The 13,129-nt window shown below is 64.1% G+C and carries 9 protein-coding genes; all 9 read left to right on the top strand.

Annotated features, from left to right (window positions below; all coding sequences use genetic code 11):
* Positions 1 to 96: 96 nt before the first annotated feature.
* The 9 genes from mtnA (at position 97) to rpsA (ending at position 13,102) form a co-directional block, all read left to right on the top strand.
* The gene (mtnA, locus tag G4G71_RS21745) at positions 97 to 1,173 is read left to right on the top strand and encodes an S-methyl-5-thioribose-1-phosphate isomerase (RefSeq protein ID WP_169940064.1); all 1,077 of its coding nucleotides are present in this window, start codon (positions 97 to 99) and stop codon (positions 1,171 to 1,173) included.
* A 233-nt stretch (positions 1,174 to 1,406) separates the two neighbouring features.
* Positions 1,407 to 4,196: a DNA gyrase subunit A gene (gene gyrA / locus G4G71_RS21740; protein ID WP_169940061.1), complete on the top strand. Its 2,790-nt coding sequence runs from the start codon at positions 1,407 to 1,409 to the stop codon at positions 4,194 to 4,196.
* Positions 4,197 to 4,210: 14 nt separating this feature from the next.
* A complete protein-coding gene (serC, locus tag G4G71_RS21735; RefSeq protein ID WP_169940059.1) occupies positions 4,211 to 5,296 on the top strand; it encodes a 3-phosphoserine/phosphohydroxythreonine transaminase in 1,086 nt (361 codons plus the stop codon).
* Positions 5,296 to 6,393 (top strand): prephenate dehydratase, encoded by a 1,098-nt coding sequence (gene pheA / locus G4G71_RS21730; RefSeq protein ID WP_054907219.1) that lies wholly within the window; start codon positions 5,296 to 5,298, stop codon positions 6,391 to 6,393. The genes serC and pheA overlap by 1 nt, the downstream gene beginning before the upstream one ends.
* Before the next feature lies 1 nt (position 6,394).
* A complete protein-coding gene (gene cysC, locus G4G71_RS21725) occupies positions 6,395 to 7,030 on the top strand; it encodes an adenylyl-sulfate kinase (protein ID WP_169940057.1) in 636 nt (211 codons plus the stop codon).
* Positions 7,020 to 8,132, top strand: coding sequence for a histidinol-phosphate transaminase (gene hisC / locus G4G71_RS21720; RefSeq protein WP_169940055.1), 1,113 nt, complete (start codon positions 7,020 to 7,022; stop codon positions 8,130 to 8,132). Before cysC ends, hisC begins: the two co-directional genes overlap by 11 nt.
* Positions 8,125 to 10,344: a bifunctional prephenate dehydrogenase/3-phosphoshikimate 1-carboxyvinyltransferase gene (locus G4G71_RS21715; RefSeq protein ID WP_169940053.1), complete on the top strand. Its 2,220-nt coding sequence runs from the start codon at positions 8,125 to 8,127 to the stop codon at positions 10,342 to 10,344. The genes hisC and G4G71_RS21715 overlap by 8 nt, the downstream gene beginning before the upstream one ends.
* A complete protein-coding gene (gene cmk / locus G4G71_RS21710) occupies positions 10,344 to 11,033 on the top strand; it encodes a (d)CMP kinase (RefSeq protein WP_024767051.1) in 690 nt (229 codons plus the stop codon). Before G4G71_RS21715 ends, cmk begins: the two co-directional genes overlap by 1 nt.
* A 386-nt stretch (positions 11,034 to 11,419) precedes the next feature.
* Positions 11,420 to 13,102, top strand: coding sequence for a 30S ribosomal protein S1 (gene rpsA / locus G4G71_RS21705; RefSeq protein WP_045210085.1), 1,683 nt, complete (start codon positions 11,420 to 11,422; stop codon positions 13,100 to 13,102).
* Positions 13,103 to 13,129: the final 27 nt, after the last annotated feature.

Below are 13,129 nucleotides of genomic sequence, written 5' to 3'. Positions count from 1 at the left end.
AGGCTCGGTATACTCGGCCGTTTTCCCCGCTTTGGCGGGGTGATGTGCTGGGGGCCGGGATAGGTCCGTGATTTCATTCGAATGAAGAGGTGTTCCATGCGTGAGCGACTGTTGGCGGCCGAACGGGTCACGGCCATTGATTGGCGCAAGGGCACACTCCGTCTGCTGGACCAGCGCCTGCTGCCGCTGGAGGAAACCTGGCTGTCCTTCGAGACTGCCGAAGGCGTGGCCGACGCCATTCGCCAGATGGTCGTGCGCGGTGCGCCGGCCATCGGTATCGCCGCCGCCTATGGCCTGGCGCTGGGCTTGCGCGCCCGCCTGGCCGCCGGCGGCGACTGGCGTACGGCGCTGGAGGAAGACTTCACTGTGCTGGCCGAGTCGCGTCCCACCGCGGTCAACCTGTTCTGGGCGCTGAACCGCATGCGCGATCGCCTGGAGCGACTGAAACCGGGTGAAGATCCGCTGACGGTGCTCGAAGCCGAGGCGGTGGCGATCCACGAAAGCGACCGCGAGGCGAACCTGACCATGGCCCAGCTGGGCGTGGAGCTGATCCGCAAGCACCACGGCGGTCCGCAGAAGATCCTCACCCACTGCAATACCGGCGCCCTCGCTACCGGCGGCTTCGGCACCGCGCTGGGCGTGCTGCGCGCGGCACACCTGGAGGGGCTGATCGAGCGTGTCTACGCCGACGAGACTCGTCCCTGGCTGCAGGGCGCCCGCCTGACCGCTTGGGAGCTGGCCAACGAAGGCGTGCCGGTCACCCTGAACGCAGATGCGGCCGCCGCACACCTGATGAAGACCGAAAGCATCACCTGGGTCATCGTTGGCGCCGACCGCATCACCGCCAATGGCGACGTCGCCAACAAGATCGGCACCTACCAACTGGCAGTCACCGCCATGCACCACGGTGTGCGCTTCATGGTGGTGGCGCCCAGTTCGACCATCGACATGGGCCTGGAAAGTGGCGAGGACATCCCGATCGAGGAGCGCGACGGTCGCGAACTCCTGGAAATCGGCGGCAAACGTGTCGCCGCCGACGTGGATGCCTACAACCCGGTGTTCGATGTGACCCCGGCGGACCTGATCGACGCCATCGTGACCGAGCGCGGCGTCGTCGAGCGTCCGGACACCGAGCGGATGGCCCAGCTGATGAGCCGCAAGCGCCTGCATTGACGGGGCTTGCAGCAATTCATCGTGGGGCTTGGGCGAGGGTAGGGTTTGACCCTGGCTTGTGGTAAGCTCCGACGGTTCTTGATGGGGCATTTTTACGGCCCCCACAGCATCGCGGATCAACGGCCAAGTCGTTGATTTGTAGAGAGTCGGTGGCGCTTTGATGGCGCACCGCGCTCCGCCAGGCCCAGGACGGGCATGACGGAGACCCATTTGAAAAAGGAACCAGGCTTCTCATGGGCGAACTGGCCAAAGAAATCCTCCCGGTCAACATCGAAGACGAACTCCGACAGTCCTACCTCGATTACGCCATGAGCGTGATCGTCGGTCGTGCCCTGCCCGATGCACGCGATGGCTTGAAGCCCGTGCACCGCCGCGTCCTGTACGCCATGAGCGAACTGGGCAACGACTGGAACAAGCCCTACAAGAAATCCGCCCGTGTGGTCGGTGACGTGATCGGTAAGTACCACCCGCACGGCGACACCGCGGTGTACGACACCATCGTCCGCATGGCCCAGCCCTTCTCGCTGCGCTACATGCTGGTCGACGGCCAGGGCAACTTCGGTTCGGTGGACGGCGACAACGCCGCAGCCATGCGATACACCGAAGTGCGCATGTCCAAGCTGGCCCACGAGCTGCTGGCCGACCTGGACAAGGAAACCGTCGACTGGGTGCCCAACTACGACGGCACCGAGCAGATCCCGGCGGTCATGCCGACCAAGATCCCGAACCTGCTGGTCAACGGTTCCAGCGGTATTGCCGTGGGCATGGCGACCAACATTCCGCCGCACAACCTCACCGAGGTGATCGACGGCTGCCTGGCGCTGATGGACAACCCCGAGCTGTCCATCGACGACCTGATGCAGTACATCCCCGGCCCGGACTTCCCGACCGCCGGCATCATCAACGGCCGTGCGGGCATCATCGAGGCCTATCGCACCGGTCGTGGCCGCATCTATATCCGTGCCCGCGCCACCATCGAGGACATGGAGAAGGGCGGCAACCGCCAGCAGATCATCATCACCGAACTGCCTTACCAGCTGAACAAGGCTCGCCTGATCGAGAAGATCGCCGAGCTGGTGAAAGAGAAGAAGATCGAAGGCATCACCGAGCTGCGCGACGAGTCCGACAAGGACGGCATGCGCGTGGTCATCGAGCTGCGCCGTGGCGAAGTGGGCGAGGTCGTGCTGAACAACCTTTACGCCCAGACCCAGCTGCAGAGCGTCTTCGGCATCAACGTGGTGGCTCTGGTCGACGGCCAGCCACGCACGATGAACCTCAAGGACATGCTCGAGGTCTTCGTCCGCCACCGCCGTGAAGTGGTGACCCGCCGGACCGTCTACGAGCTGCGCAAGGCACGCGAGCGCGGCCACATCCTCGAAGGCCAGGCCGTCGCCCTGTCGAACATCGACCCGGTGATCGAGCTGATCAAGTCGTCGCCGACCCCGGCCGAAGCCAAGGAGCGCCTGATCGCCACCGCCTGGGAATCCAGCGCCGTGGAAGCCATGGTCGAGCGCGCCGGTGCTGATTCGTGCCGCCCGGAAGACCTGGACGAGCAGTACGGCCTGCGCGAAGGCAAGTACTACCTGTCCCCGGAGCAGGCCCAGGCCATCCTGGAACTGCGCCTGCACCGCCTGACCGGCCTGGAGCACGAGAAGCTCCTGTCCGAGTACCAGGAAATCCTCACCCTGATCGGCGAGCTGATCCGCATCCTGACCAACCCCGAGCGCCTGATGGAAGTCATCCGCGAGGAGCTGGAGAAGGTCAAGGCCGAGTTCGGCGATGCCCGCCGCACCGAGATCGTCGCGTCGCAGATGGACCTGACCATCGCCGACCTGATCACCGAAGAAGAGCGCGTGGTCACCATCTCCCACGGCGGCTACGCCAAGTCCCAGCCGCTGGCCGCCTACGAGGCCCAGCGTCGTGGTGGCAAGGGCAAGTCGGCCAGTGGCGTGAAGGACGAGGACTACATCGAACACCTGCTGGTCGCCAACAGCCACGCTACCCTGCTGCTCTTTTCCAGCAAGGGCAAGGTCTACTGGCTGCGCACCTTCGAGATCCCGGAAGCCTCGCGTACCGCCCGTGGCCGTCCGCTGGTGAACCTGCTGCCGCTGGACGAAGGCGAGCGCATCACCGCGATGCTGCAGATCGACCTGGAAGCCGTGCGCGCCCAGTTCGCCGGTGACGAGAACGACGATGACGACGTGGTCGCCGAGCAGGTCGCCGAAGTGGTGGAAGCCGAAGAAGGCGAAGAGGGCGATGACGCCGACTTCAGCCAGGACGAGCCGACCGGCGCGTACATCTTCATGGCCACCATGAAAGGCACCGTGAAGAAGACCCCGCTGATCCAGTTCACCAAGCCGCGTTCCAACGGCCTGATTGCCCTGAAACTGGAAGAGGGCGACTCGCTGATCGCCGCCGCCATCACCGACGGATCGAAGGACGTGATGATGTTCTCCGACGCCGGCAAGGTGATCCGCTTCAAGGAAAGCAAGGTGCGCATCATGGGCCGTAACGCCCGTGGCGTGCGCGGCATGCGCCTGGGCGAAGGCCAGCGCATCATTTCCATGCTGATCCCCGAGTGCCGCGAAGCGCAGATCCTCAGCGCCTCCGAGCGCGGCTACGGCAAGCGCACCCCGCTGGCCGACTACCCGCGTCGCGGTCGTGGTGGCCAGGGCGTGATCGCCATGGTGATCAACGAGCGTAACGGCAACCTGGTAGGCGCCGTGCAGGTGCTGGACGGCGAGGAGATCATGCTGATCTCCGACCAGGGCACCCTGGTGCGTACCCGCGTCGACGAAGTTCGCGGTGCTGGGCGTAACACCCAGGGCGTGATCCTCATCAAGCTGGCCGCCGACGAAACCGTCGTAGGCCTGGAGCGGGTGCAGGAGCCGACCGTCGTCGAAGGCGAAGAGATCGAAGGCGAGATCGTCGACGGCGAGATCGTCGAAGGTGAAGTAGCGGACGAGAACCAAGAAGCAGGCGAAGTCGCGGCTGAAGAAGCCCCGCAAGCCAGCGAAGACTGATAGCGAGAGTGGATGTGAGCAAGCGAGCCTTTAACTTCTGCGCCGGTCCCGCGGCGCTTCCCACCGAGGTGCTGGAGCGCGCCCGCGCCGAGCTGCTGGATTGGCAGGGTAAGGGCCTGTCGGTCATGGAGATGAGCCACCGTAGCGACGACTACGTGGCCATCGCCGAGAAGGCCGAGCAGGACCTGCGCGACCTGATGGCGATCCCGTCGAACTACAAGGTGCTGTTCCTGCAGGGCGGCGCCAGCCAGCAGTTCGCCGAGATTCCGCTGAACCTGCTGCCCGAAGACGGCGTGGCGGACTACGTGGAAACCGGCATCTGGTCGAAGAAGGCCATCGAAGAGGCTCGTCGCTACGGCAACGTCAACGTCGCCGCCAGCGCATCCAAGTACGACTACTTCGCCATCCCCGGCCAGAACGAGTGGAACCTGTCCAAGGACGCGGCCTACCTGCACTACGCGTCCAACGAGACCATCGGCGGCCTGGAATTCGACTGGATTCCGGAAGTCGGCGACGTCCCGCTGGTGGTGGACATGTCCTCGGACATCCTCTCCCGCCCGATCGACGTGTCGAAGTTCGGCCTGATCTACGCCGGCGCGCAGAAGAACATCGGGCCGTCCGGCCTGGTGGTCGTGATCGTGCGCGAAGACCTGCTGGGCCGCGCCCGCAGCATCTGCCCGACCATGCTCAACTACAAGGTCGCTGCCGATAACGGCTCCATGTACAACACCCCGGCGACCTACTCCTGGTACCTTTCCGGCCTGGTCTTCCAGTGGCTGAAGGAGCAGGGCGGCGTCGACGCCATGGAACAGCGCAACCGCGCCAAGAAGGACATGCTGTACGGCTTCATCGACCGCAGCGACTTCTACACCAACCCGATCCAGCCCAGCGCCCGTTCCTGGATGAACGTGCCGTTCCGCCTGGCCGACGAGAAGCTCGACAAGGCCTTCCTCGAAGGCGCCGACGCGCGCGGCCTGCTCAACCTGAAGGGCCACCGTTCGGTGGGCGGCATGCGTGCCTCCATCTATAACGCCCTGGGCCTGGACGCCATCGAAGCGCTGGTCGGCTACATGGCCGAGTTCGAGAAGGAGCACGGCTGATGAGCGACGCTGACCAGCTCAAGGCTTTGCGCGTACGCATCGACAGCCTCGACGAGAAGATCCTCGAGCTGATCAGCGAACGTGCACGCTGCGCCACCGACGTGGCGCGCGTGAAATTGGCCTCCCTGCCCGAAGGCGAGAAGCCGGTGTTCTACCGGCCCGAGCGCGAGGCGTGGGTGCTCAAGCACATCATGGAGCTGAACAAGGGCCCGCTGGACAACGAGGAAGTCGCTCGTCTGTTCCGCGAGATCATGTCCTCCTGCCTGGCCCTGGAGCAGCCACTGAAAGTGGCCTACCTCGGCCCGGAAGGCACCTTCACCCAGGCCGCGGCGCTCAAGCACTTCGGCCACGCGGTGATCAGCACGCCGATGGCCGCCATCGACGAAGTGTTCCGCGAAGTTGCCGCCGGTGCGGTGAACTTCGGTGTGGTGCCTGTGGAAAACTCCACCGAGGGCGCGGTCAACCACACCCTCGACAGCTTCCTCGAGCACGACCTGGTGATCTGCGGCGAGGTGGAACTGCGTATCCACCACCACCTGCTGGTCGGCGAGAACACCAAGACCAACAACATCACCCGCATCTATTCCCACGCCCAGTCCCTGGCCCAGTGCCGCAAGTGGCTGGACGCGCACTACCCGAACGTCGAGCGCGTGGCGGTTTCCAGCAATGCCGACGCCGCCAAGCGGGTGAAGAGCGAGTGGAACAGCGCGGCGATTGCCGGCGACATGGCGGCCAGCCTGTACGGCCTGGACAAGCTGCACGAGAAGATTGAGGACCGCCCGGACAACTCCACGCGCTTCCTCATGATCGGCAACCAGGAAGTGCCGCCCACGGGCGATGACAAGACTTCCATCATCGTCTCCATGCGCAACAAGCCGGGCGCGCTGCACGAGCTGTTGGTGCCGTTCCACAGCAACGGTGTCGACCTGACCCGCATCGAGACCCGCCCGTCGCGCAGCGGCAAGTGGACCTACGTGTTCTTCATCGACTTCGTCGGCCACCACAAGGACCCGCTGATCAAGGACGTGCTGGAAAAGATCAACAGCGAAGCCGTTGCCCTGAAGGTGCTGGGTTCGTACCCCAAGGCCGTGCTTTGACATGGGGCGAAATGCCCGTTGGCCGTCGCAGACGGTCGATTGCGCAGGGCGCGCCGGCCTCAAGGCCCAGCGCCCCTGCCTGGTCTGGCTGACTGGGCTGAGCGGTTCCGGCAAGTCGACGCTGGCCGATGCCCTCGAGCAGCGACTGCATGCGTCCGGGCGGCATACCTACCTGCTCGATGGCGACCATCTTCGTCAGGGCTTGAATCGGGACCTCGGCTTCAGCGCTGAAGACCGCGGTGAAAATATTCGCCGTGTTGGTGAGGTGGGTGCGCTGATGGTGGATGCCGGCCTGATCACCATCGCTGCGTTCATCTCGCCGTTTCGTGCGGATCGCGACAGAGTTCGCAAGCTGTTACCCGAGCGTTTCGTGGAAGTGCATGTCTCCACGCCGCTGAAAGTGTGCGAGGAGCGCGATCCCAAAGGGCTCTACCGCAAAGCGCGAGCCGGCGAACTCAAGGAGTTCACCGGCATCGACTCTCCGTTCGAGGCGCCGCTGGCCGCCCACGTGAGCATCGATACGTCCGTGCTGTCGGTAGAGGAATCTGTTGACCGTATCTGCGATTACATGGCTGCCGCCGGCTATATCGAGTCAGTCTGTGCGGCCCCAGTCGAGAGAGATGTCCATGAGCTGTGATTTCCTTGCCCTGGCCCAGCCGGGCGTGCAGAAACTTTCTCCCTACGTTCCCGGCAAGCCGGTCGATGAACTGGCCCGCGAGCTGAAGCTCGACCCCGCCGGCATCGTCAAACTGGCCAGCAACGAGAATCCGCTGGGCCCGAGCCCCAAGGTCCTCGACGCGATCCGCGCCGAACTGGCCGAACTGACCCGCTACCCCGACGGCAACGGCTTCGAGCTGAAGTCCCGCCTGGCTGCCCGTTGCGGCGTCGAAACCGCGCAGGTCACCCTGGGCAACGGCTCCAACGACATCCTCGACCTGGTTGCCCGCGCTTACCTGGCGCCCGGCTTGAACGCCGTGTTCAGCCAGTACGCGTTCGCCGTCTACCCGATCTCCACCCAGGCAGTCGGCGCCCAGGGCAAGGTCGTGCCGGCGAAAGACTGGGGTCACGACCTGGAAGCCATGCTGGCGGCCATCGACGGCAACACCCGCGTGGTCTTCATCGCCAACCCGAACAACCCCACCGGTACCTGGTTCGGCCCGGACGCGCTGGAGCGCTTCCTCTCGCAGGTGCCGGAGAGCGTCCTGGTGGTGCTCGACGAGGCCTACATCGAGTACGCCGAAGGCGAGGAACTGCCGGACGGCCTGAAGTACCTGGCCCGCTACCCGAACCTGCTGGTCTCCCGCACCTTCTCCAAGGCCTACGGCCTGGCCTCGCTGCGCGTCGGTTACGCGATCTCCTCGGCGCAGGTCGCCGACGTGCTCAACCGCGTTCGCCAGCCGTTCAACGTCAACAGCCTGGCCCTGGCCGCCGCCTGTGCGGCGCTGGACGATGCCGACTACCTGGCCCAAGGCAAGCGCATCAACGACGAAGGCATGGCGCAGCTGGAAAGCGGCCTGCGCGCCCTGGACCTGCAATGGATTCCCTCCAAGGGCAACTTCATCGCCGTGGACCTCAAGCGCGACGCCGCCCCGGTCTACCAGGCGCTGCTCGCCGAAGGCGTGATCGTCCGTCCGGTGGGTGGCTACGGCATGCCGCAGCACCTGCGCATCTCCATCGGCCTGCCGGCCGAGAACGCCCGCTTCCTCGAAGCGCTGGCCAAGGTGCTCGCCCGTGCCTGATGTTGTTCAGCGCAAGCGCCTGGTGGTGGTGGGGCTCGGCCTGATCGGCGGCTCCTTCGCCAAGGGCATCCGTGAAAAGGGCCTGTTCGAGGAAGTGGTCGGCGTCGACCGTGACCCGCAAACCCGCCGTCTGGCGGTTGAGTTGGGCGTGGTCGACCGCTGCGAGGAAAGCCTTGCCGCCGGTTGCCGCGAGGCTGACGTGATCCAGCTCGCGGTGCCGATCCTGGCCATGGAGAAAGTCCTCGGCGAACTCGCCACCCTCGATATCGGCAACGCCATCCTCACCGACGTGGGCAGTGCCAAGGGCAATGTCGTGCGCGCTGCGAAAGCCGTGTTCGGTGGCATGCCGGCACGCTTCGTTCCCGGCCATCCCATCGCCGGTTCCGAGCAGAGCGGGGTGGAAGCGGCCAACGCGAAATTGTTCCGCCGTCATAAAGTCATCCTCACCCCGCTGGATAATGCCGACGCGGACGCGATCCAGTGCGTCGAGAGTCTCTGGCGCGAATTGGGCGCTGATGTCGAGCAGATGGCCGTCGAGCATCACGACGAAGTCCTCGCCGCCACCAGCCACCTGCCGCACCTGCTGGCCTTCACGCTGGTCGACTCGCTGGCCAAACGCAGTGAGAATCTGGAAATCTTCCGTTATGCCGCTGGCGGCTTCCGTGATTTCACACGGATTGCCGGCAGCGACCCGGTGATGTGGCACGACATCTTCCTCGCCAATCGCGAGGCGGTGCTGCGCATCCTCGACGTATTCCGTGACGACCTCGATGACCTGCGCGAGGCCGTCGACCATGGGGACGGGCAACAACTGATGGGCGTTTTCACCCGCGCCCGGGTTGCCCGCGAGCATTTCAGCAAAATCCTGGCCCGCCGGGCCTATGTGGACGCCATGCACAACGATGACCTGATTTTCCTGGCCCAGCCGGGTGGCCGCCTCTCCGGACGTGTTCGCGTACCGGGCGACAAGTCCATTTCCCACCGCTCGATCATGCTCGGCTCGCTGGCCGAAGGCACGACCGAGGTACAAGGTTTCCTCGAGGGTGAGGACGCCCTCGCCACCATCCAGGCCTTCCGCGACATGGGCGTGGTCATCGAAGGCCCGCACCACGGCCGCGTGACCGTGCACGGTGTGGGCCTGCATGGCCTGAAAACGCCGCCCGGCCCGATCTACCTGGGCAACTCCGGCACCTCCATGCGCCTGCTCAGTGGCCTGCTCGCCGCCCAGCCGTTCGACACCACCCTGACCGGCGACGCGTCGCTGTCCAAGCGCCCGATGAACCGCGTCGCCAAGCCGCTGCGCGAGATGGGCGCAGTAATCGAAACCGGCCCCGAAGGCCGCCCGCCGCTGACCATCCGTGGTGGCCAGAAGCTCACCGGCATGCACTACGACATGCCCATGGCCAGCGCCCAGGTGAAATCCTGCCTGCTGCTCGCCGGCCTCTACGCCGCCGGTGAAACCTCCACCACCGAGCCGGCCCCGACCCGCGACCATACCGAGCGCATGCTGCGCGGCTTCGGCTACCCGGTTGATGTCGAAGGCGCCACCGCTCGTGTCGAGTCCGGCCACAAGCTCACCGCCACCTCGATCGAAGTCCCGGCCGACATTTCCTCCGCCGCCTTCTTCCTGGTTGCCGCGAGCATCGCCGAAGGTTCCGACCTGACCCTGGAACACGTCGGCATCAACCCGACCCGTACCGGCGTCATCGACATCCTCAAGCTCATGGGCGCCGACATCACCCTGGAAAACCAGCGTGAAGTGGGTGGCGAGCCGGTTGCCGACATTCGCGTGCGCTCGGCGCAGCTGAAAGGCATCGACATCCCCGAAGACCTGGTCCCGCTGGCCATCGACGAGTTCCCCGTGCTCTTCGTTGCCGCCGCCAACGCCGAAGGCCGCACTGTGCTGCGCGGCGCGGAAGAGCTGCGGGTGAAAGAATCCGACCGCATCCAGGTCATGGCCGACGGCCTGCTGGCGCTCGGCGTGAAGTGCGAGCCGACCCCGGACGGCATCATCATCGACGGCGGCAGCTACGGCGGCGGCGAAGTCTGGAGCCACGGCGACCACCGCATCGCCATGTCCTTCAGCGTGGCCTCCCTGCGTGCCGGTGCGCCGATCCGCATCCACGACTGCGCCAACGTCGCGACCTCCTTCCCGAACTTCCTCGGGCTGGCGTCCGGTGCGGGAATCCGCGTCGCCGAGGAGAAAAACTGATGAACGGCGAATGGCCGGTCCTCGCCATCGATGGCCCCAGCGGCTCGGGCAAGGGCACAGTCGCCGGTCTGCTGGCCAAGCGCCTGGGCTGGAACCTGCTGGACTCCGGCGCGTTGTATCGCCTGCTGGCGTTCGCTGCCGGTAACCACGGCATCGACCTGACCAACGAGGAAGCCCTCAAGGTCCTGGCCGCGCACCTGGACGTGCAGTTCACCCATGCCAAGGGCGGACAGGGCCAGCACATCATCCTCGAAGGCGAAGATGTCACCGATACCATCCGCACCGAACAGGTCGGCGCTGGCGCCTCGCAAGTCGCCGCCCTGCCGGCGGTGCGCGATGCGCTGCTGCAACGCCAGCGCGCCTTCCTCGAAGCGCCCGGCCTTGTCGCCGACGGCCGCGATATGGGCACCGTGGTCTTCCCCAGCGCGCCGCTGAAGATATTCCTGACAGCGTCGGCCGAGGAGCGCGCACGTCGCCGTTACCTGCAGCTCAAGGGCAAGGGTATCGACAGCGATCAGGCGCAACTGGCGGAAGAAATCAGCGCCCGCGACGAGCGTGACAGTCAGCGCGCCGTGGCTCCGCTCAAGCCCGCTGAAGGTGCCATCCTGGTGGACTCCACCTCGATGAGCATCGAAGAGGTCGTGGACAGTATCCTCGCCGAGGTTTCTCGTCGGGGCCTGGCGGACTAGTCGAGCGGCTCACGAAAATCCCCGGCCATGCCGGGGATTTTTCTTTCCGATGGCAATTGTTCCGCAGGACGGATGTGACGGGCGGTCCCCCCGTCCTCCGAGGCTGGGCGAGAATCAATGAATGAGGAAGAGCATTGGAAGCCAGGGGCGCCGATTGACGCAGCCGGCATCCGTTGCTACCATTCCAGACCTTGTATCGGGAGGGTTTCGCCCATATTGAGCGAAGCGTTCCCTTAAAATCTGAATGTGGAGCATCCGTTTCGGCGGGTGCAACAGGGGGCCGGCAGGATACCAGTCTTGATCCTGCTGGCTTCTTTTTCATCACTTGACCGTGTTCGCTGGTGGCGCGGAATCGGGCTTACAAGCCTTTGACTACAGGTATAGACATGAGCGAAAGCTTCGCAGAACTCTTTGAAGAAAGTCTTAAATCCCTCGACATGCAGCCGGGTGCAATCATCACCGGCATCGTGGTCGACATCGATGGTGACTGGGTCACCGTCCATGCCGGTCTGAAATCCGAGGGCGTCATCCCGGTCGAGCAGTTCTACAACGAACAGGGCGAGCTGACCATCAATGTGGGTGACGAAGTCCACGTTGCGCTGGACGCGGTAGAAGACGGCTTTGGTGAAACCAAGCTGTCCCGCGAAAAAGCCAAGCGTGCCGAGAGCTGGATCGTTCTGGAAGCTGCTTTCTCTGCCGACGAAGTGGTCAAAGGCGTCATCAACGGCAAGGTCAAGGGTGGCTTCACCGTCGACGTCAACGGCATCCGCGCGTTCCTGCCGGGTTCGCTGGTCGACGTGCGTCCGGTGCGCGACACCACTCACCTGGAAGGCAAAGAGCTCGAGTTCAAGGTCATCAAGCTGGACCAGAAGCGCAACAACGTTGTCGTTTCCCGCCGCAGCGTGCTGGAAGCCGAGAACAGCGCCGAGCGCGAAGCTCTGCTGGAATCCCTGCAGGAAGGCCAGCAGGTCAAAGGTATCGTCAAGAACCTCACCGACTACGGTGCGTTCGTTGACCTGGGCGGCGTCGATGGTCTGCTGCACATCACCGACATGGCCTGGAAGCGTATCAAGCATCCGTCGGAAATCGTCAACGTTGGCGACGAGATCGATGTCAAGGTTCTGAAGTTCGACCGCGAGCGCAACCGCGTATCCCTGGGCCTGAAGCAACTGGGCGAAGACCCATGGGTTGCCATCAAAGCCCGTTACCCGGAAGGCACCCGTGTTACCGCGCGCGTCACCAACCTCACCGACTACGGCTGCTTCGCCGAGCTGGAAGAGGGCGTGGAAGGCCTGGTACACGTCTCCGAAATGGACTGGACCAACAAGAACATCCACCCGTCGAAAGTCGTTCAGGTTGGCGACGAAGTGGAAGTTCAGGTTCTGGACATCGACGAAGAGCGTCGTCGTATCTCCCTGGGCATCAAGCAGTGCAAGTCCAACCCGTGGGAAGACTTCTCTGGCCGCTTCAACAAGGGCGACAAGATCTCCGGCACCATCAAGTCGATCACCGATTTCGGTATCTTCATCGGCCTGGAAGGCGGCATCGACGGTCTGGTTCACCTGTCCGACATCTCCTGGAACGAAGTTGGCGAAGAAGCCGTTCGCCGCTTCAAGAAGGGCGACGAGCTGGAAACCGTCATTCTCTCCGTTGATCCGGAGCGTGAGCGCATCTCCCTGGGCATCAAGCAGCTGGAAGACGATCCGTTCTCCAACTACGCATCGCTCAACGAGAAAGGCACCATCGTTCGCGGCACCGTGAAAGAAGTTGACGCCAAAGGCGCTGTCATCAGCCTGGGCGGCGAAATCGAAGGCGTCCTGAAAGCCTCCGAAATCAGCCGTGACCGCGTTGAAGACGCTCGCAACGTTCTGAAAGAAGGCGAAGAAGTCGAAGCCAAGATCATCAGTATCGACCGTAAGAGCCGCGTCATCTCCCTCTCCATCAAGTCGAAAGACGTTGATGACGAGAAAGATGCGATGAAAGAACTGCGTCACAAGCAAGACGTAGAAGCCACTGGTCCGACCACCATCGGTGATCTGATCCGTGCTCAGATGGAGAACCAGGGCTAATCCCTGATTCACCATCCAAGGAAAAGG

It is taken from the genome of Pseudomonas multiresinivorans (assembly GCF_012971725.1).
Taxonomy (GTDB): Bacteria; Pseudomonadota; Gammaproteobacteria; order Pseudomonadales; family Pseudomonadaceae; genus Pseudomonas; species Pseudomonas multiresinivorans.
Note: the sequence above shows the minus strand (reverse complement) of the source record. Positions and strands in the feature narration are given on the sequence as shown.

Bases quoted from the DNA above. Each gene is read 5' to 3' on its own strand.
- hisC (WP_169940055.1), top strand. From the start codon at position 7,020: ATGAGCTGTGATTTCCTTGCCCTGGCCCAGCCGGGCGTGCAGAAACTT.
- mtnA (WP_169940064.1), top strand. From the start codon at position 97: ATGCGTGAGCGACTGTTGGCGGCCGAACGGGTCACGGCCATTGATTGG.
- rpsA (WP_045210085.1), top strand. From the start codon at position 11,420: ATGAGCGAAAGCTTCGCAGAACTCTTTGAAGAAAGTCTTAAATCCCTC.
- gyrA (WP_169940061.1), top strand. From the start codon at position 1,407: ATGGGCGAACTGGCCAAAGAAATCCTCCCGGTCAACATCGAAGACGAA.
- cmk (WP_024767051.1), top strand. From the start codon at position 10,344: ATGAACGGCGAATGGCCGGTCCTCGCCATCGATGGCCCCAGCGGCTCG.
- cysC (WP_169940057.1), top strand. From the start codon at position 6,395: ATGGGGCGAAATGCCCGTTGGCCGTCGCAGACGGTCGATTGCGCAGGG.
- pheA (WP_054907219.1), top strand. From the start codon at position 5,296: ATGAGCGACGCTGACCAGCTCAAGGCTTTGCGCGTACGCATCGACAGC.